Consider the following 23,541-nt stretch of genomic DNA (forward strand, 5'->3'; position numbering starts at 1 on the left):
TCCGGGCCGTGTCCTATCACCCCTCCCAGCCGTACCCGCCGATGCCCGGCGCGGTCACGCCGCTGATCGCCTACCCGCATCCGATCGCGCCGCCGCCCGGCTGCGCGGTGCTCGTCGTCTCGGTCAACCGGGGCCCCTACCTGGTGCCCGCGCCGGCGACCAGCCGCTTCAAGGTCGACGGTCGGGTGGTCGCCATCCCGGGCGAGGGGACCTGGCACGTCGCGGTCCCGGCCGGGCCGCGCGACGTCCGGTACACCGACTTCATGGGCATCCCGGTCATCACCACCTCGCTGGTCGCCCAGCCCGGGGCCGCGCACCACCTGTCGTTCCGCTTCGGCGGCTGGCGCAACCGCGTCCACGACGGGTACGGCACCGACGTGACCCGCTTCGGCATGTGGTCGAACTACAGCATCCTGCTCGTCGTCCTGGCCGTCGGCGGGCTGCTCTGCTGCGGGCTGTTCGGGTTGACCGCCGCTTTCTCCGCCTCGCCCTGACCGGTTGCCGCGCCGCGTGCGTACCGGAAGGAATCCGATGTCGTCACCCGAAGCCGTCCTGTCCGACCTGCGCGCCGCGTGGGGCGCGGGTCTCGGCGGCCACCTGCTGGGCCTCTACCTGCACGGCTCGCTGGTGGCCGGCGACTTCGCCCCGGACCGCAGCGACCTGGACCTGCTCGCGGTGCTCGACCACGACCCGGACGACGACCTGCTCGCCGTGCTCGCCGGGCTGCATCGCGACCTCGACCGGCGGCACCCGGACTGGGCGGGGCGGATCGAGGTCGAGTACGTGTCCCGCGACGCCGTCCACGACGCGGCGCGCGGGCGGGTCGACCGCGACCACCTGATCGCCCGGGTCAGCCCCGGCGAACTGCTGCACCTGTTGCCCGCCACCACCCACCGGATCGTCACCTGGGCCGCCGTCCACGACCACGGCCGCAACCTGCTCGGACCGCCGGCAGCCGAGCTGCTGCCCGCCGTCGACAGTGACCGCGTCCGGGCGGCCCTGCTGGACCACGTCCGGGACTGGCCGGACTGGGTGACCGGGATGACGACCCCCGGCGCCCAGTCCTACGCCGTGCTCACCCTCTGCCGGGCGTTCCAGCGGCTGCGGCACGGTCGGCAGCTGTCCAAGCGGCGGGCCGCCGAGCGGAGCGCCCTCGACCTGCCCCGGTGGGCGGACCTCGTCACCTGGGCGCACGACTGGTGGTACGACCACGGCGCGGACACCGACCCGGGCCGGGCCGGCGAGGTCGTCGCGTTCGTGGGCGAGGTCAGCGCCGCCGTCCTCGCCGCGGAGTCCCGCGCTCCGGGGGATGCCGGCGGCTGAACAGAAGCGGACAACCCGCTGGCACGGTCCGCGTCGCTCCTGCTACGCATTGTGGACCGACCCCGGGAGGTCTTATGTGGCAGCGGTTCCGGTCCGACCCGGTACGCCGGCTCCGCGAGCGCCTGGATCGCTTCGGCGCCGGCCACGACCCGCGTCACCTCCTCGACGCCGGCGCGGCCCGGGACGCCGAGGCGGTGGTCGACCTGGTCAGCGCCACCGAACCGACCGCGCCGCTGCCGGAACGGACCGCCGAGGCGCTGTTCCTGCTGGCCTGCCTGCACTGGTACCGCTACCAGGTGCTGCCGGCCGGCCGGGACACCGACGACCTCGCCCAGGCCGTGACGCTGACCCGGCTGCTGCTGCACGCCGCCCCGGACCGGGTGCCGCCGTCGCTGCTCGCCCTCTACCGCGCGCACGCCCCCGCCGACCCGGCCCGGGTGCCCGGCAGCCGGGCCCCGGAGGCCGGTCGCGCGACGTCGACCGACGCGCCGGCCGCGCTCGCCATGCAGGCGGTGCTGCTGATGGGCGACGCGGAACGCACCGGGCGGTACGCGGCCGCCGACCGGGCCGAGGCGCTGCTGCGGCGGGCCATCGACGTCACCCCGCCCGGCCCCGAGCGGGCGACCTACCTGTCCATGCTCGGTCGCGTGCACCGGGACCAGTTCCGGCACCTGGGCCGGTCGCGTGCCCTCCCGGCCGCGATCGACGCGCACCGGGAGAGCCTGGAGTCCACCCGGGCCGATGACGCGCAGCGCCCCACCCGCCTGTTCAACCTGGGCAACGTGTTGTCCGACCGCTTCGAGGTCGACGGCGATCCGGCCACGCTGGACGAGTCGAGGGGCCTGCTGCGCGAGGCGGCGGCCTCGGCGACCGACCCGACGGTCCGCGCCCTCGCCTCGGGCGTCCTGGGCCAGGTGCTCCGGCACCGGTGGCGGATCCACGCCCGCCCGGCCGACCTGGACGAGGCCGTCGACGCCTTCGGTCGGGCCCGGCCGGCCGGTGACCCCCGCCTCGCCGCGCTGCACGGCATCGTGCTGTCCGAACGGTTCCTGCGCGACGGCTCCCCGGCCGACCGGGACGCCGGCATCGACGCGCTCCGGGCGGCCGTGGGCGCCGACACCCCCCTCGACGCGGAGTTGGCCGGACCCACGTGGGGCGGCCTCGCCGCGTTGCTGGAGGACCGCTACCGCGCCGACGAGCGCGCCCCGGCCGCCGGGGCCGACCTCGACGCGGCCCTCGCCGCCTACCGGGCGGCCGCCGGGGCCACCGGGGACGACGCGTTGCGCCACCAGGTCGGCGTCCTGCTCACCCACCGCTACGAGCGCGGCGGTGACGCCGGGGACCTGGCCGAGGCGGTGCGGCTGTTGCGCGCCGGGGCGGCCGCCGCCGACGATCCGGTCGTGCGCGGGCGTCGCCTGGCCGACCTCGGGTACGCCCTGGCCCGGGGCCGTCCCGAGCGCGGCGCCGTCGACGCGTGGCGGGCCGCCTGCGACGCGCTGAGCGAGGCCGTCGCGCTGCTGCCCCCCGGTGACCCGGCCCGCCACCGGTCGCTGAACAACCTCGGGAACTCCCTGCGTGAGCGGGCCGACCAGGGTGACGATCCGGACCTGCTGGAGTCGGCCGCGGAGGCGCTGCGCGCCGCGGTGGCGGAGACGGATCCCCGGACGCCGGCCGACTACCTGTCGAACCTGGGCCTGGTGCTCCAGGCCCGGTTCGCCGTCACCCAGGATCTCGCCACGCTCGCCGAGGCGGTCGCCGTGCTCGCCGACGCCGTCGAGGCGGCCCCGCCCGGCCACCCCGCCCGGGCGGCGGCGCTGACGAACTACGGCGCGGCGCTCAACCGCCGCGCCGAACTCGCCGTCGACGACACCCGCCCCGCGGCGACCGGGGCCGCCCGGCGCGACACCGACGCCGCCGTCGCCGCGCTGCGCGAGGCGGTCGCCCTCGCCGACCCGACCGACCCGCAGGAGTACGCCCAGAGCGGCGGCAGCCTCGCGACCGCCCTGTTCCTGCGGCACCGGACGACCGGCGACACCGCCGCCCTGGACGAGACGATCGACCTGCTGGACGGGCTGACCCGGGCCGGCCCGCTGCGCCCGGCCGACCGGCACCGGGCGCTGACCAACCTCGGCAACGCGCTGCTGGTGCGTCACCGCGCCACCGCCACCGCCACCGCCGACGACGCCGAGGCGATGCTGGCCGCGTACCGGGGCGCGGTCGACGCGCTGCCGCCGGAGCACCCGGACCGGACCATGTGCCTGAGCAACCTGGCCACCGCGCTGGAGGCGACCACCGCGCCCGGCGACGCCCCGGACGAGCGGGCCCGGGCGGCGCTGCGGGAGGCCGCGTCGGTGCCGGCCGCGCCGTCGTCGCTGCGCGCGGTCGCCGCCCACCGCGCCGCGCGCCTGGCCGACCTGGCCGACGACCTGCCGGCGGCCCTCGACGGCTACGCCACCGCGATCGAGCTGCTCGACCTGGTCGCCTGGCACGGCATGGACCCTGACGACCAGGCCCGGCTGCTCGCCCGCTTCCGGGGGCTGGCCACCGACGCCGCGGCGGTCGCCGTCGCGCTCGGCGATCCGCGCCGCGCGGTGGAGGTGCTCGAGTACGGGCGCGGCGTCCTGCTGACCCGGGCACACGACGCGACCGCCGACCCCACCGCCTTGCGGGCCGGCGCACCCGACCTCGCCGCCGCGTTCACCGCCGTACAGACCGAACTGGACGGCTTCCGCCCGGCCGGGGCCGACACCACCCCGCGCCCGGCCGGCGGGCCGCCCCCGGAGCGCCGCCACGCGTTGGCCGAACGCCGACGGCGGCTACTGGCCGAGATCCGCGCCCTGCCGGGGCTCGACCGCTTCCTGCGCCCGCCGGAGTTCGCCCACCTGGCCGCCGGCTGCGGACCGGTGGCGCTGGTCAACGTGGGGGAGCGCCGCAGCGACGCGCTGGTCGTCGCCGCCGGTGACGTCACCGTCGTGCCGCTGCCCGAGGTGACCCCGGCCGAGGTGGCGGCCCGGACCGCCCAGTTCGTGGTGGCGGTCGCGGTGCTCACTGGGCAGGCGCCGCCGGTGACGGAGCCGGCGGCGAGCCGCCGCGTGGTGGCCGCCCGCGCCGCGGTGGGTCGCACGCTGGACTGGCTCTGGCGGGCGGTGGCCGCGCCGGTCCTCGACGTCGCCGCGCCGCCCGGGGAGCCGGGGGAGTGGCAGCGGTTCTGGTGGTGCCCGACCGGCCTGCTGACGCTGCTGCCGCTGCACGCCGCCGCGCCGCTCGACGGCGGGCCCGGCGTCCTGGACCGGGTGGTCCCCTCCTACACCGCGTCCCTGCGCGCGCTCGACCGCGCCCGGCGGGCCGTGCCGGACGTGCCGACGCCCGTCGACCGGGCGCTGGTGGTCAGCCTGCCGCACACGCCGGGCCTGCCCGACCTGCCCGGCGCCGCACACGAGGCGCGGATCGTCCGGGGTCACCTGCCCTACGGCGGCACGCTCAGCGGCGCGAGCGCCACTGCGGACGCGGTCGTCGCGGCGTTGCCCGGGCAGCCACTGGTGCACCTGTCCTGCCACGGCCGGCAGGACCTGGGCGACCCGCTGGCCGGCCACCTCGCGCTCAGCGGTGGGCCGCTCCGGGTGCGCGACCTGTGGCGTCCGTCGGGCGGGGCCGCCGCGCTGGCCGTGCTGTCGGCCTGCGAGACGGCGCAGGGCGGGGCGGCCCTGCCCGACGAGGTGCTGACGCTCGGCACCGCGTTCCAGCTCGCCGGGTTCCGGCAGGTGGTCGGCGCGCTCTGGTCCATCTCGGACCCGGTGACCGTCCAGCTCTGCGCCGACCTCTACGACGCGCTGGCCGTGCCCGGCGGGGTCGATCCGGACCGGGCGGCGGTCGCGTTGCACCACGCCGTGCGCGGGCTGCGTGCCGCGCTGCCCGGCCGGGCCGATCTGTGGGCCGCGTACGCGCACCTGGGCCCGTGACCGGCTCAGCGGGTGGTGACGGCGGCGGGGGCGGGACGGGCCGGGGCGTACCAGGTCACGCCGACCGCGGCGACCAGCAGGCCGGCGCAGACCAGCACCAGCACCACGCCGGCGCGCAGCGCGCGGGCGGCGGCCACCGCCTCCTGGTGGTCGGCCAGCGGTGACGGCGCGAGCGCGGACACCGGCGTGACGGTGAGCCGGCCGTGCGCGGCGCGCAGCAGCGCGAGGGCGCCGACCGCGCCGACGACGACGGCGCCGAGCAGCAGCAGCCCGACCGCCGCCGCCCAGCCCGGCCGCAGCGTGGTGACGTCGGTGCGGCCCCGGACGAGACCGAAGCCGAGCAGCGCGACCAGCAGCCCGCCGAGGCCGTTGCGCCAGGCCAGCGCCGCCCCGCGCACCCGGTCCAGCTCGCCGCGCAGCAGGCCGGACAGCTGTTGGGCGCGGCGCAGGTCGGTCGCGGTCGGCGGCGGGCCGGGGCGTAGCCGGATCACGCCTCGTCCTCCAGCACCAGCGTCCAGTAGGCGCCGCACCCCACCATCGCGGCGGGCCGCTGCGGATGCTCGGCGGCGCACTCGCACAGCACCGTCCGGTAGCCGGGGTCCGGCCCGACCGTCGCGGGTTCCCGCCGGTACAGCTCGTCGACCAGCGCGCTGGTGGTCGCGTGGCCGCAGCGGGGACACGGGCCGTGGAGCAGCACCGCCGGGCCGTGCGGACGCGCGGTGAACGTGCCCGCCGCCCGCTGCGCGTACCCGGGGTCGGTGACCTCGACGTAGGGCAGCAGCTCGTCCGGCATCCCGACCTCCAACCGTCTGGCCTCGGACCGCTCACGGTACCGGGCGCGCGCATCCCGGTCCGACACCGGAACGGGGTCGAAAGTTTCGGTTTCCGATGGGTGGCCGGCCGCGGGTCGGCGACCGCGCTGCCGGGGCGGGATCCCTCATGGACGCCGGTTCGTGTTTCCAGAACGTTTCCGGAAGTCGTTGACACGGCGAATGGACGACTTCAATACTGGCGCCATCGACGCACCTCTATAGCCGTCGATGTCCGCCCACACCGCGCGGTCCGTGTCATCCCGCTGGCCTTCGCGCCAGCCGTCCCAGGGAGGAAACACGCCCATGAACGACGCCCCCGTCCGCTCGGGCAGCCGCCGACGCGGACGCCTCAGGACAGTCCTCGGCGGGGCCTGCGCCGTGGCGCTGGTCGCCGCCGGCGCGACCGCGGTCCTGTCCGGCCCGGCCTACGCCGACCAGACCGTGACCTCGAACTCGACCGGCACGCACAACGGCTTCTTCTATTCCTTTTGGAAGGACAGTGGCAACGTCTCCATGACCATGGGCAACGGCGGTCAGTACAGCACCCAGTGGAGCGGCATCAACAACTTCGTCGCCGGCAAGGGCTGGAACCCGGGGGCCCGTCGCACGGTCACCTACTCCGGCAGCTTCAACCCCTCCGGCAACGCCTACCTGACGCTCTACGGGTGGACCCGCAACCCGCTGGTCGAGTACTACATCGTCGACAGCTGGGGCAGCTGGCGGCCCCCGGGCAGCGGCTACATGGGTTCGGTCTCCACCGACGGCGGCACCTACGACATCTACCGGACCCAGCGGGTCAACGCGCCCTCCATCGAGGGCACGCGCACGTTCTACCAGTACTGGAGCGTCCGGCAGTCGAAGCGGGTCGGCGGCACGATCACCGCGGGCAACCACTTCGACGCGTGGTCCCGTTACGGCATGAACCTGGGCAGCCACGACTACCAGATCATGGCCACGGAGGGCTACCAGAGCAGCGGCAACTCCAACATCACCGTGGGTGGCTCGGGCGGGTCCAACCCGACCACCCCACCGCCGAACGGCGGCGGGTGCACGGTCAGCGTCAGCCGGGCCGAGGAGTGGGGCGACCGGTTCAACGTGACCTTCTCGGTCAGCGGGTCCAGCAACTGGGTGGTCAGCATCCAGACCCAGGGCGGCCAGAGCCTGCAGAACAGCTGGAACGCCTCGGTGAGCGGCACCAGTGGCACGCTCACCGCCCGTCCCAACGGCAACGGCAACTCCTTCGGCATCACGCTCTACAAGAACGGCAACAGCAACACGCCGACGGCGAGCTGCTCGGCCGGCTGAGCCGGTCTCCAGGGGTGGGGGCGCCGCGGTCACGCGGCGTCCCCACCTTTCGTGTGTGCCGGCGGACACACCCGGGCAAAAACTTGATTCATTCCAAAAGACTGGACTAGTGTTCGTCGGGTGACGGCCGACTTCGAGACCCAGCTCCGAGCGGTCTCGTTGCGCGTGACCCGCCCCCGGCTGGCGGTGCTCGCCGCGCTGCGGGACCACCCGCACGTCGACACCGACACCGTGATCGCGCTGGTCCGGGCGGACCAGCCCACGGTCTCCCACCAGGCGGTCTACGACGTGCTGCGGGCACTCACCGACGCCGGGCTGGTGCGCCGCATCCAGCCGGCCGGCGCCACCGCCCGCTACGAGATGCGGGTGGGGGACAACCACCACCACGTCGTGTGCCGCTCGTGCGGCGCGATCGCCGACGTCGACTGCGCCGTCGGCGACGCCCCCTGCCTCACCGCCTCGGACGACCACGGCTTCGTGGTCGACGAGGCGGAGGTCGTCTACTGGGGCACCTGCCCCGGCTGCGCGACCGCCCGTACCGCCCAGTGATCCGCCAGTTGTTCGGAAGGAAGCAGATGAGCGACACCCAGGACAACGCGCCCGTCAGCGCTCAGGGCGTGGACGCCAAGGAGGCGGCCGGCTGCCCGGTCGCGCACGACTCCGTGACCGCGCACGGCAGCGAGAGCGAGAACCCCGCGATCGACTCGCCGACCCCGAAGACCGGCGGTCGTCCGCGCACCAACCGGGACTGGTGGCCCAACCAGCTCGACCTGTCGGTGCTGCACGCCCACTCCGACAAGGGCAACCCGCTGGGCGCGGACTTCAGCTACGCCAAGGAGTTCGCCAAGCTCGACGTCGAGGCGCTCAAGCGCGACATCACCCAGGTGCTGACCACCTCGCAGGACTGGTGGCCGGCCGACTTCGGGCACTACGGCGGCCTGATGATCCGGATGAGCTGGCACGCGGCGGGCACCTACCGCATCGAGGACGGTCGCGGCGGCGCCGGTGACGGCGGGCAGCGCTTCGCCCCGCTCAACAGCTGGCCGGACAACGCCAACCTGGACAAGGCCCGCCGGCTGCTCTGGCCGGTCAAGCAGAAGTACGGCCAGAAGATCTCCTGGGCCGACCTGCTGGTGCTCGCCGGCAACGTGGCCCTGGAGTCGATGGGCTTCAAGACCTTCGGGTTCGGCTTCGGCCGGGAGGACGTCTGGGAGCCCGAGGAGATCTTCTGGGGCCCGGAGGACACCTGGCTCGGCGACGAGCGCTACGCCTCCGAGAAGGAGATGGCGGCCGGTGTCGGCGCGACCGAGATGGGCCTGATCTACGTCAACCCGGAGGGTCCGCGCGGCAACGCCGACCCGCTGGCGGCGGCGCACTTCATCCGGGAGACCTTCCGCCGGATGGCGATGAACGACGAGGAGACCGTCGCGCTGATCGCCGGCGGCCACACGTTCGGCAAGACCCACGGCGCGGGCGTCGCCGACGACCACGTGGGTCCGGAGCCCGAGGGCGCGCCGCTGGAGGCGCAGGGCCTGGGCTGGCTGAGCACCCACGGTAGCGGCAAGGGCGGCGACACGATCACCAGCGGCCTCGAGGTGACGTGGACCGACCGGCCGACGCAGTGGAGCAACCGCTTCTTCGAGATCCTCTTCGGCTACGAGTGGGAGCTGACCACCAGCCCGGGCGGGGCGAAGCAGTGGGTCGCCAAGGACGCCGAGGCGATCATCCCGGACGCCCACGACCCGTCGAAGAAGCACAAGCCGACGATGCTCACGACCGACCTGTCGCTGCGCGTCGACCCGGCGTACGAGAAGATCTCGCGGCGCTTCCTGGAGAACCCGGACGAGTTCGCGCTGGCCTTCGCCAAGGCCTGGTACAAGCTGCTGCACCGCGACATGGGTCCGGTCAGCCGCTTCCTCGGGCCGTGGGTCCCGGAGGCCCAGCTCTGGCAGGACCCGGTGCCGGCCGCCGACCACCAGCTGGTGGGTGACGCCGACGTCGCCGCGCTCAAGGCGAAGGTGCTCGACTCCGGGCTCACCACCGCCCAGCTGGTCTCCACCGCCTGGGCGTCGGCCGCGAGCTACCGCTCCACCGACAAGCGCGGTGGCGCCAACGGCGCCCGGATCCGGCTGGAGCCGCAGCGCAACTGGGAGGTCAACCAGCCGGAGCAGCTCGCCTCGGTGCTGGCGACCCTGGAGGGCGTCCAGCGGGAGTTCAACGCCGCCGGCGGCGCCCAGATCTCGCTCGCCGACCTGATCGTGCTCGCCGGCTCGGCCGCGGTCGAGAAGGCGGCGCGGGACGCCGGCGTCGAGGTGACCGTGCCGTTCCGGCCGGGCCGCACCGACGCCACCCAGGAGCAGACCGACGTCGAGTCGTTCCGGGTCATGGAGCCGCGCGCCGACGGGTTCCGCAACTACCTGCGGCCGGGGGAGAAGACCCAGCCGGAGGTGCTGCTCGTCGACCGTGCCTACATGCTCGACCTGACCGCGCCGGAGATGACCGTCCTCGTCGGCGGTCTGCGGGCGCTCGGGAACAACGTCGGCGGCACGTCGCACGGCGTGCTCACCGACCGGCCGGGCGTGCTGACCAACGACTTCTTCGCCAACCTTCTCTCCCCGGGCACCCGGTGGAAGGCGTCGGAGTCCGACGAGCACGTGTACGAGATCCGGGACCTGGCCACCGACCAGGTGAAGTGGACCGCCACCGCGGTCGACCTCGTTTTCGGATCCAACTCTCAGCTGCGCGCCCTCGCCGAGGTCTACGCCAGCGAGGACGCGCGGGAGAAGTTCGTGACCGACTTCGTCGCCGCCTGGACGAAGGTCATGGAGCTGGACCGCTTCGACCTGGCCTGATCCGCGGTCAGCCCGACGAGCCCCGGTCGATCCGTCCCCGGATCGACCGGGGCTCGCCCGTGCCCGTGGTCGGGCGCGGTCAGCCGCGCCAGTGCTCGCACCCGGCCACGACGAGACGGAGTTGCCGGGTCGCGCGGTCGCGCAGGTCCGCCATGGCGCGCGGGTCGTCCACCACGTCGAGCAGGGCGGCGGCGGTCTGCCACATGTGGTCGACGAAGAGCGTGGTGGCCATCCGGACGTCCTCGGCCGGCCAGTCGCGCAGGTAGGCGGCGGCGTCCAGGTCGCCGGAGACGAGGTCGGCGGCGAGTTCGTCGGCGCCGCGCCGAAGCTGTTCCTCGATGGCGCGGCGCACCACGGCGACGCCGCCGTATCGCTCCCGGGCGATGAACCGGTGCCGCTCCGGGTGGCGCCGGACCTCCTCGAACAGGACGGCCATCGACTGCTCGATCAGCTCGTCGCTGCCGGTCAGTCCGATGCGGACCATCCGCTCGGCGTCGCGTGTGCCGCCCAGGGACTGCTCCACCAGGGCGACCCCGAGCTGCCCGATGTCGGCGAAGTGACGGTAGAACGCGGCCGGCACGATGCCCGCCACGCGGGTCACCTCGCGCAGGCTGAGACTGCTCAGGCCCTGGTCGGCGAGGAGGTGCACGGCGGCGTCCAGGAGCGCCTGTCGGGTGAGTTCCTTGCGCGCGGATCGACTATGGGACACGTCACTCAGTAAACACCTGTGCACCGACGTTTTCGTTCCCCTAGCCTGGGCGCTGAGTGAACAAGTGTTCACCTGTCTGATGTGGAGGTCGATCCGATGCTCGCCCTGATGGCCGCGCTCTGGCTGGCCGCCCTGACGCTCGGCACCGCCGCCTTCTCCGACCGGCCGCTGCTCTGCCTGGTCGCGGCGGCGCTGGTGGCGGGCGGCGTCGCGGTCCTGACCCGCGGTAGCGGCCTGCTGGCCCGCCGCCGCGCCCGCGAGGGCTGATCGGGCCGCACCGGGCGAACCCCGCTCCTCCGCGAAGGGAGACACCCATGTCCGTCGCCAGCCGGGAACGGCCGATCCACACCGCGCCCCGCCGCTCCGCCGGGAACACGCCGCGTCTCGACGGCCGTGCCTCGGCCGCCCTCATGCTGGGCGGCGCCGGCCTGTTCGTGTTCAACGTGCTCTTCGGCCCGATCGCCATCGTGCTGGGCCTGCGGGCGGCACGGAACCCCGCCGGCGGACGCTTCGGCCGGATCGGTGGGCGCCTCGGCGTCACCCTGGGCGTGCTCGACCTGCTGGTCTGGGCCGTTCTGCTGCTCGTCCGGCTCCGCGGTGACGGGCTGAGCTGGCAGTTCGGGGGCTGACCCTCAGCTGTGCAGCGTCCGGCTCGGCGGGATGCCGAAGACGGACCGGTAGTGGGCGGTGAACCGGCTGTGGCTGAGGAAGCCCCACCGGGTGGCGATCCGGTTCACCGTGTCGTGCTGCGGGTCGCCGAGCCGCAGGTCCTGATGGGCACGTTCCAGCCGGATCTGCCGCAGGTAGGCCATCGGTGTGCTGTCCAGGTGCCGCCGGAAGGCCAGTTGCAGCGACCGGACGGACACCGCCGCGGCCGCCGCCACGTCGGCGGGACCGATGTCCCGGTGGGCGTGTTCCTCCATGAAGGAGATCGCGCGGCGCAGGACCGGCGCGACGGCGTCCCGCCGGTCCGGGCCCGTCGGCTCGGTCAGCGCGGTGTTGGGAAAGACGGCGAGGGCGGCCGCGGCGAGGGTCCGTGCCGCCGCCCCGAGGACCAGCGGCTGGCGACTGGCCTCGGGATTGCTCAACACCGCGAGCCGAACGTAGTGGGCGGTGGCCCGCCAGTGGTCGGCGAGGACGGCCGAGCCCGGCTCCAGCCCGGTGAACCGGACCGGCGACGGCCGCCGTCCCGGGGCGGGGGACGCGATCTGGTCGAACAGTTGCCGGTCGAGCTGGCACAGCACCACCTCGCCGGGCTGCCACCGGACGCGGTACGGGCGACCGGGCCGGGCGTTCAGGAACACGTCACCGGGCCGGTAACGGCTCTCCTCCCCGTCGCAGCTACGGGTGACCGTGCTCGTCGTGCTCTCGCAGACGACCAGGGACTCGATCTCCGCGACCTCCACCCGGAGGTCGGTGGACTGCACGACCCGGTCGACGCGGATCGGCCCGGCGTGCAGCCGACGGTGGCTCAGCCGGTAGCGGCGCTCGTCGCTGTCGATGCGCATGCCCCGGGTGCCGTACGCCTCGGTGAGATAGCGGTGGATGTGCTCCGGGTCCCGGCTGTCGAAGTGGTGGCTGACGGTCGATTCGAGCCTCACAGCGTCCCCCTGGCGAACTCGGTGCCGTAAGTGGGAGTCCTTCGCCCGCGATGGAGGGAATGCGGGATTGCGACCGAACTGCGCCGCCGCCGAATGTCCTTTGTGAGTCCTGGATGGTACTGCGCTTCGCGTTCTTCCGATGCCATTTCCCCAACGGGAATTGCGCCTAACGCAGATCCCATTGATAGGACTTTCGTTCAGCGATCAGTTGTCGTCTCGTCCTTTCGCTGTCGGACGTAGTCCCGGCCCGCGTGATCGGGAAGGGTCGGTGCCTGGGGCGTGCCGATGCGGTCGACAGGGGGGCGCGGGTGGACGGGACTGAGGCACGACGTGTGGCGTGGGTGGTGGCCGCGGAGTCGATGCGGCGTCTCGACGGCGCCGCCGGCGGTGGCGGTCGGTTCGACGGCCACGAGGTGGCCCTCGGGGTGGCGCTGCGCGAGACGCTGCACGAGGCCCTGCGCGGGACTGCCGCCGCGGACGGCCGACCGCTGGCCGAACTGTGCCGGCGGCTGGGGTGGACGCCGGAGGAGTTCGACGCGCTCGGGCACCACCTGCTGACCGCGGTGCTCGCGCAGCGGCTGGGACCGGACGTGCTGGTCCGTGTCGGCGCGATGCTCACCCGGGCGCGTCACCGGCTGTCGTACGCCCCTCCCGCCGGTCCGCACACGCCGCACCGGGAACCGCGCAGTCGCAACGACGCGTCCCGCCGCTACGTGGTCGCCGCGCCGCCCGCGCACCTGCCGCTGCCACCGGACTGGCGGTGCACCGGCTGCGCGGCGGAGTGGCCCTGTCCGACCAAGCAGAGCCAGTTGCTGGTCGAGTTCGGCGGGACCACCGCGGGTCTGGCCGTCTACCTCGGCACGTGTCTGGTCGCCGCCGCCGAGGACCTGCCCACCATGCCGGTCGCCGAGGCCCGGGCGCGCTTCCTGGGCTGGCTGCCCCGCAGCCGCTACTGACCGCCGGCCGCGTGGTCGCCCGGCGACCGTCGACCCGTGCGGCCGGACGACGCTCAGAGCAGCTCGGCGTCGTGCACGAGCAGGGCGATCTGCACCCGGTTGTTCAGGCCCAGCTTGGCCAGCAGCCGCGACACGTGCCCCTTCACCGTCGGCACGCCCATGCCCAGCCCGGCGGCGATCTCGGCGTTCGACCCGCCCTGGCCCACGAGCACCGCCACGTCCCGTTCCCGGTCGGTGAGGGCGGCCAGCCGCTCCCGCGCGCGTGCCCGGCGGCTTCCCGCGACCGGGTCCGCGACGTGGTCGATCAGCCGACGGACGACCGCGGGCGACAGGATCGCCGCACCCGCGGCGACGGTACGGACGGCGGCGAGGATCTCCCGTGGCGGGGTGTCCTTGAGCAGGAAGCCGCACGCGCCGCCGCGGAGCGCGTCGAGCACGTACTCGTCGGCGTTGAACGTGGTCAGCACGATGATCTCCGGTGCGCCCGGCCGGGAGCGGATCCGGCGGGTGGCGACCAGCCCGTCGACGCGGGGCATCCGGACGTCCATGAGGATCACGTCCGGCCAGTGCGCGTGGACCATCGACACGGCCTGCGCGCCGTCGGCCGCTTCCGCGACCACCTCGATGTCGGGCGACCCGCCTACCAGGATGCGCAATCCGGCCCGGACCAGCGGGTCGTCGTCGACGACGGCCAGCCGGATCGGCCGCCGGCCGCGATCCGGCCCGGCGGCGGGTGGTCCGTTCACGTCGGCCACGGCAGCCACGCCTCCAGCCGGTACTGCCCGTCCTCCGCGCCGTGGCTCACCCGCCCGCCGGCCAGCGCCACCCGCTCGCCGATGCCAACCAGTCCCATCCCACCCGGCCGGCCGGCGCGTCCGCCCGTCGGCGACGACGGATTGACCACCACGAGGCGCAGTCCGTCGCCCGGTCGGCCGGCCAGCCGGACCGCCGCGCTGGCGTCGCTGCCGTGCCGGCGGGCGTTGGTCAGCGCCTCCTGCGTGATCCGGTAGACCGTCCGTCCCAGCGCCGTGGGCGGCTCGTCGCCTGTCACCTCGTCGGCGTAGTCGACCCGCATCCCCGCCGCGCGGGCGCCGGCCACCAGGTCCGGCACGTCGGCGAAGCCGGGCTGCGGCGGCTCCGGCCGGTCCGCGACGCCGACCACGGCGCGCAGTTCCTCGAGGGCCTCGTGGGCGCTGGACCGGATCGCGCCGGCCGCGATCGCGATCTCGTCGGGCCGGGCGTCGGTGCGTACCTCCAGCGCGCCGGCGTGCAGGCTGATCAACGACATCCGGTGCGCCAGCACGTCGTGCATCTCCCGGGCGATCCGGGCCCGTTCGGTCAGCCGCGCCTGGTCGACGCGCAGGTGCTGCTCGGCCTGCAACCGCGCGGCGTGCGCGCGCAGCGACTCGGTCAGCCGCCGATAGGCCTGCACGAACTGACCCCAGCCGATCGCCGCGACGCCGGTCACCGCGCGCATCACCACGTCCACCCAGACCGGGTACGGCGGGTCGTGCTGGAGCAGGAAATAGACCACACCGGTGCCGACGTGCGCCGCGCCCAGGGTGAACAGCAGCCGGGCCCGGTGGCGGACCGCCGCGGTGAACAGCGCGACCAGGATCGGCCCGGTCGCGGTCACCGAGATCGCGCCGAACGGCAGCAGCGCGAGCAGCACGGGCACCGGCCGGCGTCGCCGGAGCAGCAACGGAACGGCGCAGAGCACGCCGACCAGCACGTCGACCGGCCACGGGATCGCCGCGCCGGGCGCGGTCGCGTCACCGATCCGCAGCATGGTCAGGCCGTAGCCCAGCGCCACGGTGACCGCCACGGTGTCGGCGAGGCGGTGACGCGCGGTCACCCGGTCGCCGGTCGGGTCCGGCACGAGCAGGGCGAACAGCGCGGCGGCCATGCCGGCAGCCTAGGCGGTACGGGTGGCGACGCCAGCTACCAAAGTAGGGGTGCCGGTCGATCCTTCGGCTCGTGCCCGGGCGCCCGTGTGACGGCGATCCTCGGTCGGGTCGACCGGACGAGGGAGGCCCACGTGGACCCGCACGAGACGATCACCGGCGCGCTGCGGCGTGCGGCCGGCAGCCGGGGACGCCGGCTCCTTCTGCTGGTGACGGTCGGCGCCGGGATTCTCGCCATCGCGGCGCTCCTGGCCGGGCTCCCACCCGCCGAGCGCACCGCCGCGACGTTCGCCGAGACGGTGCACGCGTTCGTCTCCGTCCCGCTGCCGTTCGTCGGTGTCCTGCTCGTCCACGACCTCCGCCGGGCGCCCGGCGCCCCGGTGCTGCCCACGCTGGCCGCGGCGACGCTGATCGCGGTGGCCGCGGGGCTGGCCGGCGACGCGCTCTTCGTCGTCGCACTGGCCGCGTCCGGGTCCACCGCGTCCGACCCGTGGGCGCACGTCGGCGGGCTCGCCGTGGCGGGCGTGCTGGCGCAGGTGCTCGCGCAGCTCGTCGGCACCGGGCTGGGGCTGCTGATCGCCCGGCCGGGGTGGGCCTGCCCGGCCACGATCGTGCTGCCGCTCGGGGCGTACGCGGTGCTCACGCCGCTGGGCACGGCCCGCGACCGGCTCACGCCGTACGGGGCTTTGCAGGGGCTGCTCGGCGCGGCGCCGGGTGGCCCGCGATGGGCGTGGTGGGTGACCGCGGCGCTGCTGTGGGGCGCGGCCCTCAACGCGGTCGGCGCCGTCGCGCTGCGGCGTCGCGCCGTCCGGACCGGAGGGGGCGCGTGACGGCTCCCCGGGTACGAGGTCGGCTCAGCGGAACGTGGTCTGGAATTTCTTGCTCGACCCGACCGGTCTTCCCAGGACGCGTGCCCGGTCGTCCCGCGCCGTGGGAGCGCTGCCTGTGTCGTCGACGTCCGTCCGGAAGGGATCTCCGCTGGTCGAGGGCGATTTTGCGGCACAGGTGTTGCCAGCCGGTTTCGAAAACTTTGCCGCAAGGTATTGCAAAGACTTTCATGGATCCCGCATGGTGTTCGCTACCCGGACGGCCGTCCACCTCCGCGCACCCCGTCGAGCACGGAAGAGGTCCCCTGCCATGGAATCCGCCAGGCCACACCCCCGTGGCCGTGCCGGCCGCCTGATGCTCGCCGCCGCGCTGGTCGCGGCCGGCGGCACGGCGGTCGTCACGGCTGCCACCACCGCCGCCCCCGCCCGCGCCGCCACCGTCCTCAACGACAGCGAGGTGACCGCCAACCTCTGGGAATGGAACTGGGCCTCGGTCTCCGCCGCCTGCACCGACCACCTCGGCCCCGCCGGTTACGGCGCGGTCCAGGTGGCACCGCCGCAGGAGTCGGTCAGCCTGCCGAGCAGCCCCGACGGCGTGCACCCCTGGTTCGAGGTCTACCAGCCGGTGTCGTACAGGTTGGACAGCCGGTTCGGCAACCGGCAGCAGTTCGCCGCCATGGTCAGCGCCTGCCACGCCGCCGGCGTGCGGGTCTACGTCGATGCCGTGGTCAACCACATGGCCGGCACCAACAACCCGGCCGGCACGCGCGGGTACGCCGGGACCGAGTTCTCCGGCTACAGCTACCCGGCCGTGCCCTACGGCAGCGGCGACTTCCACCGCCCCGGGGACAACTGCCCGACCGGCGGGGGCATCAGCGACTGGAACAACGAGGCCCAGGTGACCAGCTGCGAGCTGCTGTCCCTGTCCGACCTCTACACCGAGAAGGAAGCGGTCCGGAACACGATCGCCGGCTACCTGAACGACCTGATCGGGCTCGGCGTCGACGGCTTCCGGGTGGACGCGGTCAAGCACGTCCGCAAGGACGACTTCGCCGCGATCCTCGGCAAGCTGAACAACACCGTCGCCGAGGGCAGACGCCCGTACGTGGCTCAGGAGATCTTCGACGGCGCCAGCAACCCGGCCCTGCAGGCCCGGGCGTTCACCGGCAACGGCGACGTGCTGGACTTCGCGTACGCCAAGGGTATCCGCTCGGCCTTCCAGGGCTCCATCGCCGCGCTGGCCAACGTGGCCAACTGGAACCTCGACGCGCCGAGCGCCAACGTCTTCGCCATGGTCACCAACCACGACCTGGAGCGCGACGGGGTGGTGCTGTCCTACAAGAACGGCACCGACTACGTGCTCGCCACCTACTTCGGGCTGGCCCACCCGCACGGCAAGCCCTCGGTCTACGACAGCTTCACCTGGACCGACCGCAACCAGTCACCGCCGCACGACGGCACCGGCCGGGTCACCGACACGGTCTGCGGCGCCGCCTGGACCTGCCTGAGCCGCACCACCGGCATCAAGGGCATGGTCGGCTGGGCGAACGCCGCCCGCCCGGTGAAGACCGTCTCCGACTTCACCACGGTGACCAGCAACGTGATCGGCTTCCACCGGGGCGACCGGGCCTGGATCGGCATCAACGACTCCGGTTCCGCCACCACCGCCACCTTCACCACCGGCCTGGCCGACGGCCGGTACTGCGACGTCATCTCGGGCGTCGCCACCGCCACCGGCTGCACCGGCGGCACGGTGACCGTCTCCGGCGGCCGGGCCACCGTGACCGTCCCGGCCAACGACGCCGTCGCGATCCACGTGGGGGCCCGGCCGGGCACGAACCCGTCGCCGACCGCGTCCCCGACGGCATCCCCGACCGCGTCCCCGACGGCCTCGCCGACCGCGTCGCCGACCGGGAACCCCACCGACCGGGTCGCCACCACGTTCACGGTCGCCGCGACCCCGGCGGCCGGCCAGGACGTGTACGTCGTGGGCAACGTCCCCGAGCTGGGCTCGTGGTCGCCGGCGAACGCCGTGAAGCTTGCCGCGCAGGGCGGCGGCAGCTACCGCGCCACCGTCGACCTGCCCCGGTCGGCCACCGTGGAGTACAAGTTCGTCAAGGTGACCACCGGTGGGGCGGTCACCTGGGAGTCCGGCTCCAACCGGACCCTCACCACTCCGGCCGCCGGCACCTACGCGGTGACCGAGACGTTCCGGGGTGACACCGTCACCTCGACGGTGGCCGCCACGTTCGCCGTCACCGCCACCACCGCGTACGGCCAGAACGTCTTCGTCGTCGGCAACGTCCCGGCGCTGGGCGGCTGGAACCCGGCCGCGGCGGTCCCGCTCTCCCCGGCCGCCTACCCGGTGTGGCGGGCGACGGTCGAGCTGCCGCCGAACACGGCGGTCGAGTACAAGTACGTGAAGCGGAACCCGGACGGCTCGGTGACCTGGGAGTCCGGCGCGAACCGGACCTTCACCACGCCCGGCGGCGGCACGCGTACCGCCACCGACACCTGGCGCTGAGCGCCGACGGCGGCCCGTCCCCGACTGCCGGGGACGGGCCGCGCCCGCCGGTCACGCCGGCACGAACGACCAGACCTGGGCCGGGTTGCCGAACCCGGTGCAGTGGTAGATCTGGACGGTCGCGCCGTCGGCGGAGGAGCCGCCGCGCACGTCCAGGCACCGGCCGCCGATCTGCGACCTGACCTGGTGCACCCCGCTGAACGAGTTCGGGTTGACCGTCCACTTCATGCTGGTCGTCCCGGTGCAGGCCCACTGCTGCAACGGCGTGCCGTCGGCGTTCACGCCGTTGCGGACGTCGAGGCACATGCCGCTGGACTGGTTGACGAACGTGTAGGTGCTCTGGCCCACCGGGGACCAGCGCTGCACGGTCTGCCCGTCGCAGGTCCGCTGCACGACGAGCCCACCCAGCGACGACGGGGCGCCGTACCGGTCCACCTCCAGGCACTTCCCGCTGCCGTAGTTGACGATCTGGTAGTGGCCGCCCGCCGCCTGCGCCGGCTGCCCGGGCATCGCGGCCCCCAGCCCGGCGGCCAGCAGGCTCGCCGCCACCGCCCCGCCGACTCTGTTTCTGATCATCGTTGCGTCTCCCATCGGATCGGACCTTCCTTCCCTCGCCGGGACCCGGGCCGCTCCGGGACGATCCCCGGCGGTGCTCGTCTCCGGCTGGTGCAGACGCTAGGGAGCGCGGGCCGCGCCCGGATCCGGCAACCTCCTAGTCGACGCGGGTCCCGGCACGGGGATGTCGGGTTCGCGTCGGCCCCGCCGGTCCGGAACGGATCAGCGGTTAGCGTGCGTCCATGGGTGGTGCGACGGTTCCGACCCTCGCCGACGGCACGGCCCGGGACGGGCGGGAGGGCCTTCTCGGGCGGACCGACGAGTGCCGCCGCTTGGCCGCGTTGCTGGCCGACGCGAGCGACGGTCGTGGGGGAGCGCTGGTCGTCCGGGGCGTGGCGGGCGTCGGCAAGACGGCCCTGCTGGACCACTGCGCCGAGCGGGCCGTCGGGATGCGGGTGCTGCGCGCCACCGGGGTGCCGTTCGAGGCCGACCTGCCGTTCTCCGCGCTGCACGAACTCGCCCGCCCGCTGCTCGACCGGCTGGACGGCCTGCCGGCCCAGCAGGCCGACGCGCTGCGTACCGTGTTCGCCGTCGACGGCGGGTCCCGCGCGGTCAACCGGCTGGCCGCGTACGTGGCGACGCTGACCCTGCTCACCGCGGCCGCCGAGACGACGCCCGTGCTCTGCCTGGTGGACGACGCGCACTGGATCGACCCGGCCTCGGCCGAGGCGCTGCTGTTCACCGCGCGGCGGCTGCTCGCGGACCGCGTCGCGATCGTCTTCGCCACCCGCGACGTGCCCGGGTTCGACGGGCGTGGCGTGCCGGAGCTGCCGCTGACCGGTCTGGCGCCGGAGGCCGCCGTGCGGCTCGCCATGCGCGCGGGGCTGGACCGGCGGGTCGCCACCGAACTCGCGGTCGCCACCGCCGGCAACCCGCTCGCCCTGGTCGAGCTGCCGGTGACGCTGGCCGAGGAACGCCGGCACGGCTGGCTGCCGCTGGAGCAACCGCTGGTGCTGGCCGACCGGATCCGGACGAGCGTCCTGGCGCACGCCCGCGACCTGCCCGAGGCGACGTGGCGGGCCCTGGTCGTCTGCGCCGTGGCCGAGACCCCCGGGCTGGCGCTGCTGGACCAGGTGCTGACGGTGGACGGGCTGGGCCTGGACGCGCTCGACCGCGCCGTGGACGCCGGCCTGATCCGGGTCACGGCCCGGGAGGTGACGTTCCGCCACCCCCTGATGCGGGCGGCGGTGCACTCGGCGGCCGGACCCGGGCGACGCCGGTCGGCGCACCTGGCGATCGCCTCGGTGCTGACCGGACCGGAGACGGCCGACCGCCGGGCCTGGCACCTCGCCGCCGCGACGACCGGCCCGGACGAGCGGGTCGCCGCGCTGCTGGCCGGGTCGGCCGAGCGGGCACAGCGTCGCGGTGGTGTGGTGGCCGAGGCGCGGGCGTACGAGCGCTCGGCCCGCCTCACCCCGGACCCGGACGTCCGGGCGGGGCGCCTGATCGGAGCCGCCCGGGCCTGGACGAACGCGGGCGCGAGCCGGCACGCCGTGGCGCTCGGGGAGGAGGCGCTCGGACTCACCCGGCGGGTCGACCTGCGGTGCCGGATGACGCCGTTGCTCGCCCATCTCGCCCAGCAGCACGGCGACCTGACCGTGGTGGACGACGCGTACCTGGCCGAGGCGGAGGAGTGCGCGCGCACCGACCCGCTCGGCGCGGCCAAGATGATGAGCGCCGGGGTCAACCAGTTCTGGGCGCGACTCGACGTCACCGGCATGCTGCCGTTCTGCGAGCGCGTCGTGGAACTGGCCGGAACCGCGCCGGGCACGCCCTGGCCGAAGGGGGCGATCCGGCTGGCCGCCGCGCAGGTGCTGGCCGGCCGGCCGGAGGGGGCCGGGTCGGCCCGCGACTGCGTCGCGGCGTGCGCGGGCCACGCCGACGGCTCGGCCGCGGAACTCGCGCAGGTGTTCTGCTGGCTCGGTGACCTGGACGCCGCGCGGGCGCTGCTGGAGCCGGAGATCGACCGGGCGCGCGCGGCCGACGACGTGTTCCTGCTGGCCTACGCCCTGCCGCGGCTCGCCGAACTCCGCTGGCGCGCCGGCGCGTTGCACGACGCGTACCGGGCCGCGACCGAGGCGGTCGGCATCGCCGAGCAGGTGGCCCTGCCGCTGCTGCGGGCGGAGGCGCTGGCCACCCTCGCCCTGGTGGAGGCGCTGCTCGGGGACGAGTCGGAGGCGCGGACGCACATCGACGACGCGCGGCGGTTCCTGCCGGCGGAGTTCGGGGAGGTCGAGGCCCGGCTCCGGTACGCCGCCGCGATGATGTCGGTCGTCGCGGCACGGTGGGAGGAGGCCGTGACCGACCTGGAGTGGATCCGGTCCGCCCAGGCGCGGGGCGGGATCACCGCGCCTGGCTGGCTGCCGGTCGCCGGTGAGCTGGCCGAGGCGTACGCCTGGTTGTCCCGCCCGGAACGGCTTCGGGACCTGCCGGACGGCGGCCCGGCCGCCACGGCCCGGGTCGCCGGCCTGCTCGCCGCCGAGCCGGACCTGGACGTCGTCTTCCCGGCGGCGCTGGCGCGGTGCGACCCGACGGTCGTCCCGCTGGAGCGGGCCCGCACCCTGCTCTGCTACGGCCAGCGGCTGCGCCGGGCGAAGCGGCGACGGGACGCCCGGGTCCAGCTGCACGCCGCGCTGCGGCTGTTCGAGGCGGCCGGCGCGCAGGGGTGGGCCCGGCGGTGCCGCGTGGAGATCGACGCGACCGGTCGGGGCGCGCCGGCCCGCGACGACCGGACCGTCGACCGGTTGACCAGCCAGGAGCGGCAGATCGCCCTGCACGTCGCGGAGGGGCTGACCAACCGGGAGATCGCGACCCGGATCTTCCTGTCTCCCAAGACCGTCGAGTACCACCTCGGCAACGTCTACCGGAAGCTGCGGCTGCGCTCGCGTCCGGAGCTGATCCGCCACCTGTCCCGCCGGTCGACGTCCGAACCGGACTGACGACGGACCGTCGCCGCCGCCGCGGCGGCCAGGCAGGTCGCCGCGGCGGCGAGCAGCGGGGGACGACCGCCGACGTGGACGGCCGCCGAGCCGAGCGGGATGGCCAGCGTGATCGGTCCGAACATCGCCGTGTTCGCGGTGCCGGCCACCCGCCCCAGCACCGTCGCCGGCGTGCGCGTCTGCACGGCGGTGACGGCGGCGACCAGCGTCCAGGGCAGACCCACGCCGATCACCACCGAGGCGGCGACCGTGGCCGGCCACCAGGGCAGGCACCGACCCAGGCAGCCGGCGGCGAACAGCGCCGTGCCGGCGATCCCCACCCCGACCTCGCCCCAGCGGCCGACGAGCCGGCCGACGGCCAGCCCGGCGAGCACGGAACCGGCGCCCTGGGCGCCGGCCAGCACGCCGAGGAACGTCGACGGCAGGGCCAGTTCGGTGACGACCACGGCGTAGAGCGGCGCGGTGGTGAAGCCGGACATCGCGATCGACACCGCGGCGAGCGCGACCGGTACGCGTACCGCCCGCCGCCGGAGGAGGACGGCGAGCCCGGCCCGCAGGCCGGGCCGGGGCTCGCCCGTCCGTGCGGGCGCCGGCGTCCGGCGCAACCGCAGGGCCGCGTAGAGCGCGGCGACGAGCACCGGCGTCGCGGCGCTGAACACGGCGACCGGGTGCCCGCCCCGCCAGGCGTAGAGCCCGGCCCCGAGCAGCGGCGCGACCAGCTTCATGCCCTCCTGGGCGCTGGAGCGCCAGCCGTTGACGTCGGCCAGGCGCGCGGGGTCCAGCGCCGCCGGCAGCAGCGCGGTCTCGCCGGCGTCGATCAGCACGTACCCGACGCCGTACGCGAGCGAGACGACGAAGATCAGCCAGGCCTGGTCCGGGCCCTGGACGGTGAGCAGGCTGAGCAGGACGGCGGCCAGCGCGAGGTTGACGCCGATGACCAGCGGTCGCCGAGGCGCCCGGTCGAGCAGCCCGCCGAGCCACGGCCCGGCCAGCACCGGGGTGTAGACGCAGAGCCCGGCGAGCGCGGCCAGGCCGGTGGAGCCGGTGAGGTCGAGGATCCAGATGCCGGCGACCAGGGCCATGGCGCTGCTGCCGAGGCCGGACAGCAGGGAGATGGCCACGAACAGGACGGCGTTGCGACGCACGAGCCCTCCAGGGTTGAGCGGGGAAGGCTCATATCGTCCGGCGTTGAGTCACCCGGCGGCAATGCTGTAG

The 23,541-nt window shown here is 74.8% G+C and carries 20 protein-coding genes; 12 read left to right on the plus strand and 8 right to left on the minus strand.

The genetic code is table 11. From position 1 onward, the window contains the following. Window positions 1-8 precede the first annotated feature (8 nt). The 3 genes from GA0070622_RS14795 (at window position 9) to GA0070622_RS14805 (ending at window position 5,282) form a co-directional block, all read left to right on the plus strand. Complete coding sequence (locus tag GA0070622_RS14795; RefSeq protein WP_091573827.1) at window positions 9-494, plus strand: hypothetical protein; 486 nt, start codon at window positions 9-11, stop codon at window positions 492-494. A 37-nt stretch (window positions 495-531) separates the two neighbouring features. Then, window positions 532-1,323: an aminoglycoside adenylyltransferase domain-containing protein gene (locus GA0070622_RS14800; RefSeq protein ID WP_091573828.1), complete on the plus strand. Its 792-nt coding sequence runs from the start codon at window positions 532-534 to the stop codon at window positions 1,321-1,323. Window positions 1,324-1,397: 74 nt separating this feature from the next. Continuing rightward, window positions 1,398-5,282, plus strand: a complete 3,885-nt coding sequence (locus tag GA0070622_RS14805) for a CHAT domain-containing protein (RefSeq protein WP_091573829.1) — start codon at window positions 1,398-1,400, stop codon at window positions 5,280-5,282. A 5-nt stretch (window positions 5,283-5,287) separates the two neighbouring features. Here the strand turns inward: GA0070622_RS14805 and GA0070622_RS14810 are convergent, their stop codons facing one another. Together GA0070622_RS14810 and GA0070622_RS14815 are read right to left on the minus strand one after the other, a co-directional pair. Beyond that, window positions 5,288-5,773: a hypothetical protein gene (locus GA0070622_RS14810; protein WP_091573830.1), complete on the minus strand. Its 486-nt coding sequence runs from the start codon at window positions 5,771-5,773 to the stop codon at window positions 5,288-5,290. After that, window positions 5,770-6,075: a hypothetical protein gene (locus GA0070622_RS14815; protein WP_091573831.1), complete on the minus strand. Its 306-nt coding sequence runs from the start codon at window positions 6,073-6,075 to the stop codon at window positions 5,770-5,772. The genes GA0070622_RS14810 and GA0070622_RS14815 overlap by 4 nt, the downstream gene beginning before the upstream one ends. 322 nt (window positions 6,076-6,397) lie before the next feature. Here GA0070622_RS14815 and GA0070622_RS14820 point away from each other — a divergent pair, with 322 nt between their 5' ends. From GA0070622_RS14820 to katG, 3 genes are all read left to right on the plus strand, one after another. After that, window positions 6,398-7,399: a glycoside hydrolase family 11 protein gene (locus GA0070622_RS14820; protein ID WP_091573832.1), complete on the plus strand. Its 1,002-nt coding sequence runs from the start codon at window positions 6,398-6,400 to the stop codon at window positions 7,397-7,399. A gap of 120 nt (window positions 7,400-7,519) precedes the next feature. Continuing rightward, on the plus strand, window positions 7,520-7,948 hold the full coding sequence (locus GA0070622_RS14825; protein ID WP_091573833.1) for a Fur family transcriptional regulator: 429 nt from the start codon (window positions 7,520-7,522) through the stop codon (window positions 7,946-7,948). Window positions 7,949-7,974: 26 nt separating this feature from the next. Then, window positions 7,975-10,251, plus strand: a complete 2,277-nt coding sequence (gene katG / locus GA0070622_RS14830) for a catalase/peroxidase HPI (RefSeq protein ID WP_091573834.1) — start codon at window positions 7,975-7,977, stop codon at window positions 10,249-10,251. Between the two features lie 79 nt (window positions 10,252-10,330). On the opposite strand, the gene GA0070622_RS14835 is transcribed toward katG, so the two are convergent. Continuing rightward, window positions 10,331-10,960, minus strand: coding sequence for a TetR family transcriptional regulator (locus GA0070622_RS14835; protein WP_091573835.1), 630 nt, complete (start codon window positions 10,958-10,960; stop codon window positions 10,331-10,333). Between the two features lie 96 nt (window positions 10,961-11,056). Between GA0070622_RS14835 and GA0070622_RS32590 the strand changes: the two genes are divergently transcribed. Both GA0070622_RS32590 and GA0070622_RS14845 read left to right on the plus strand, forming a co-directional pair. Beyond that, on the plus strand, window positions 11,057-11,227 hold the full coding sequence (locus tag GA0070622_RS32590) for a hypothetical protein (RefSeq protein WP_218060593.1): 171 nt from the start codon (window positions 11,057-11,059) through the stop codon (window positions 11,225-11,227). A gap of 47 nt (window positions 11,228-11,274) precedes the next feature. Further along, window positions 11,275-11,589, plus strand: coding sequence for a hypothetical protein (locus GA0070622_RS14845; protein ID WP_091573837.1), 315 nt, complete (start codon window positions 11,275-11,277; stop codon window positions 11,587-11,589). Between the two features lie 3 nt (window positions 11,590-11,592). Here the strand turns inward: GA0070622_RS14845 and GA0070622_RS14850 are convergent, their stop codons facing one another. Continuing rightward, window positions 11,593-12,561, minus strand: coding sequence for an AraC family transcriptional regulator (locus tag GA0070622_RS14850; RefSeq protein WP_091573838.1), 969 nt, complete (start codon window positions 12,559-12,561; stop codon window positions 11,593-11,595). A gap of 308 nt (window positions 12,562-12,869) precedes the next feature. On the opposite strand from GA0070622_RS14850, the gene GA0070622_RS33100 reads away from it, so the two are divergent. After that, window positions 12,870-13,517 (plus strand): hypothetical protein, encoded by a 648-nt coding sequence (locus GA0070622_RS33100; RefSeq protein WP_245666293.1) that lies wholly within the window; start codon window positions 12,870-12,872, stop codon window positions 13,515-13,517. 53 nt (window positions 13,518-13,570) lie between these two features. Here GA0070622_RS33100 and GA0070622_RS14860 read toward each other — a convergent pair whose 3' ends face one another. Then, window positions 13,571-14,272, minus strand: coding sequence for a response regulator (locus tag GA0070622_RS14860; RefSeq protein ID WP_425412765.1), 702 nt, complete (start codon window positions 14,270-14,272; stop codon window positions 13,571-13,573). Then, the gene (locus tag GA0070622_RS14865) at window positions 14,260-15,423 is read right to left on the minus strand and encodes a sensor histidine kinase (protein ID WP_091573839.1); all 1,164 of its coding nucleotides are present in this window, start codon (window positions 15,421-15,423) and stop codon (window positions 14,260-14,262) included. The genes GA0070622_RS14860 and GA0070622_RS14865 overlap by 13 nt, the downstream gene beginning before the upstream one ends. A gap of 132 nt (window positions 15,424-15,555) precedes the next feature. On the opposite strand from GA0070622_RS14865, the gene GA0070622_RS14870 reads away from it, so the two are divergent. Continuing rightward, window positions 15,556-16,251 carry a hypothetical protein gene (locus GA0070622_RS14870; RefSeq protein ID WP_141684578.1) on the plus strand — a complete coding sequence of 232 codons (696 nt, stop codon included), beginning with the start codon at window positions 15,556-15,558 and terminating at the stop codon, window positions 16,249-16,251. A gap of 307 nt (window positions 16,252-16,558) precedes the next feature. Beyond that, window positions 16,559-18,772 carry a carbohydrate-binding module family 20 domain-containing protein gene (locus tag GA0070622_RS14875; protein ID WP_091573841.1) on the plus strand — a complete coding sequence of 738 codons (2,214 nt, stop codon included), beginning with the start codon at window positions 16,559-16,561 and terminating at the stop codon, window positions 18,770-18,772. 51 nt (window positions 18,773-18,823) lie between these two features. Here GA0070622_RS14875 and GA0070622_RS14880 read toward each other — a convergent pair whose 3' ends face one another. Then, complete coding sequence (locus tag GA0070622_RS14880; protein WP_091573842.1) at window positions 18,824-19,348, minus strand: RICIN domain-containing protein; 525 nt, start codon at window positions 19,346-19,348, stop codon at window positions 18,824-18,826. Between the two features lie 221 nt (window positions 19,349-19,569). Here GA0070622_RS14880 and GA0070622_RS14885 point away from each other — a divergent pair, with 221 nt between their 5' ends. Further along, complete coding sequence (locus GA0070622_RS14885; protein ID WP_091573843.1) at window positions 19,570-22,326, plus strand: ATP-binding protein; 2,757 nt, start codon at window positions 19,570-19,572, stop codon at window positions 22,324-22,326. Here GA0070622_RS14885 and GA0070622_RS14890 read toward each other — a convergent pair. Then, the gene (locus GA0070622_RS14890) at window positions 22,248-23,471 is read right to left on the minus strand and encodes an MFS transporter (RefSeq protein ID WP_091573844.1); all 1,224 of its coding nucleotides are present in this window, start codon (window positions 23,469-23,471) and stop codon (window positions 22,248-22,250) included. The two genes, GA0070622_RS14885 and GA0070622_RS14890, sit on opposite strands and share 79 nt — an antisense overlap. Between the last annotated feature and the right edge of the window lie 70 nt (window positions 23,472-23,541).

It is taken from the genome of Micromonospora sediminicola (genome assembly GCF_900089585.1).
GTDB classification, from domain to species: domain Bacteria; phylum Actinomycetota; class Actinomycetes; order Mycobacteriales; family Micromonosporaceae; genus Micromonospora; species Micromonospora sediminicola.

Bases quoted from the DNA above. Each gene is read 5' to 3' on its own strand.
- GA0070622_RS14865 (WP_091573839.1), bottom strand. From the start codon at position 15,423: ATGGCCGCCGCGCTGTTCGCCCTGCTCGTGCCGGACCCGACCGGCGAC.
- katG (WP_091573834.1), top strand. From the start codon at position 7,975: ATGAGCGACACCCAGGACAACGCGCCCGTCAGCGCTCAGGGCGTGGAC.
- GA0070622_RS14805 (WP_091573829.1), top strand. From the start codon at position 1,398: ATGTGGCAGCGGTTCCGGTCCGACCCGGTACGCCGGCTCCGCGAGCGC.
- GA0070622_RS14845 (WP_091573837.1), top strand. From the start codon at position 11,275: ATGTCCGTCGCCAGCCGGGAACGGCCGATCCACACCGCGCCCCGCCGC.
- GA0070622_RS14880 (WP_091573842.1), bottom strand. From the start codon at position 19,348: ATGATCAGAAACAGAGTCGGCGGGGCGGTGGCGGCGAGCCTGCTGGCC.
- GA0070622_RS14885 (WP_091573843.1), top strand. From the start codon at position 19,570: ATGGGTGGTGCGACGGTTCCGACCCTCGCCGACGGCACGGCCCGGGAC.
- GA0070622_RS14875 (WP_091573841.1), top strand. From the start codon at position 16,559: ATGGAATCCGCCAGGCCACACCCCCGTGGCCGTGCCGGCCGCCTGATG.
- GA0070622_RS14800 (WP_091573828.1), top strand. From the start codon at position 532: ATGTCGTCACCCGAAGCCGTCCTGTCCGACCTGCGCGCCGCGTGGGGC.
- GA0070622_RS14815 (WP_091573831.1), bottom strand. From the start codon at position 6,075: ATGCCGGACGAGCTGCTGCCCTACGTCGAGGTCACCGACCCCGGGTAC.
- GA0070622_RS14820 (WP_091573832.1), top strand. From the start codon at position 6,398: ATGAACGACGCCCCCGTCCGCTCGGGCAGCCGCCGACGCGGACGCCTC.
- GA0070622_RS32590 (WP_218060593.1), top strand. From the start codon at position 11,057: ATGCTCGCCCTGATGGCCGCGCTCTGGCTGGCCGCCCTGACGCTCGGC.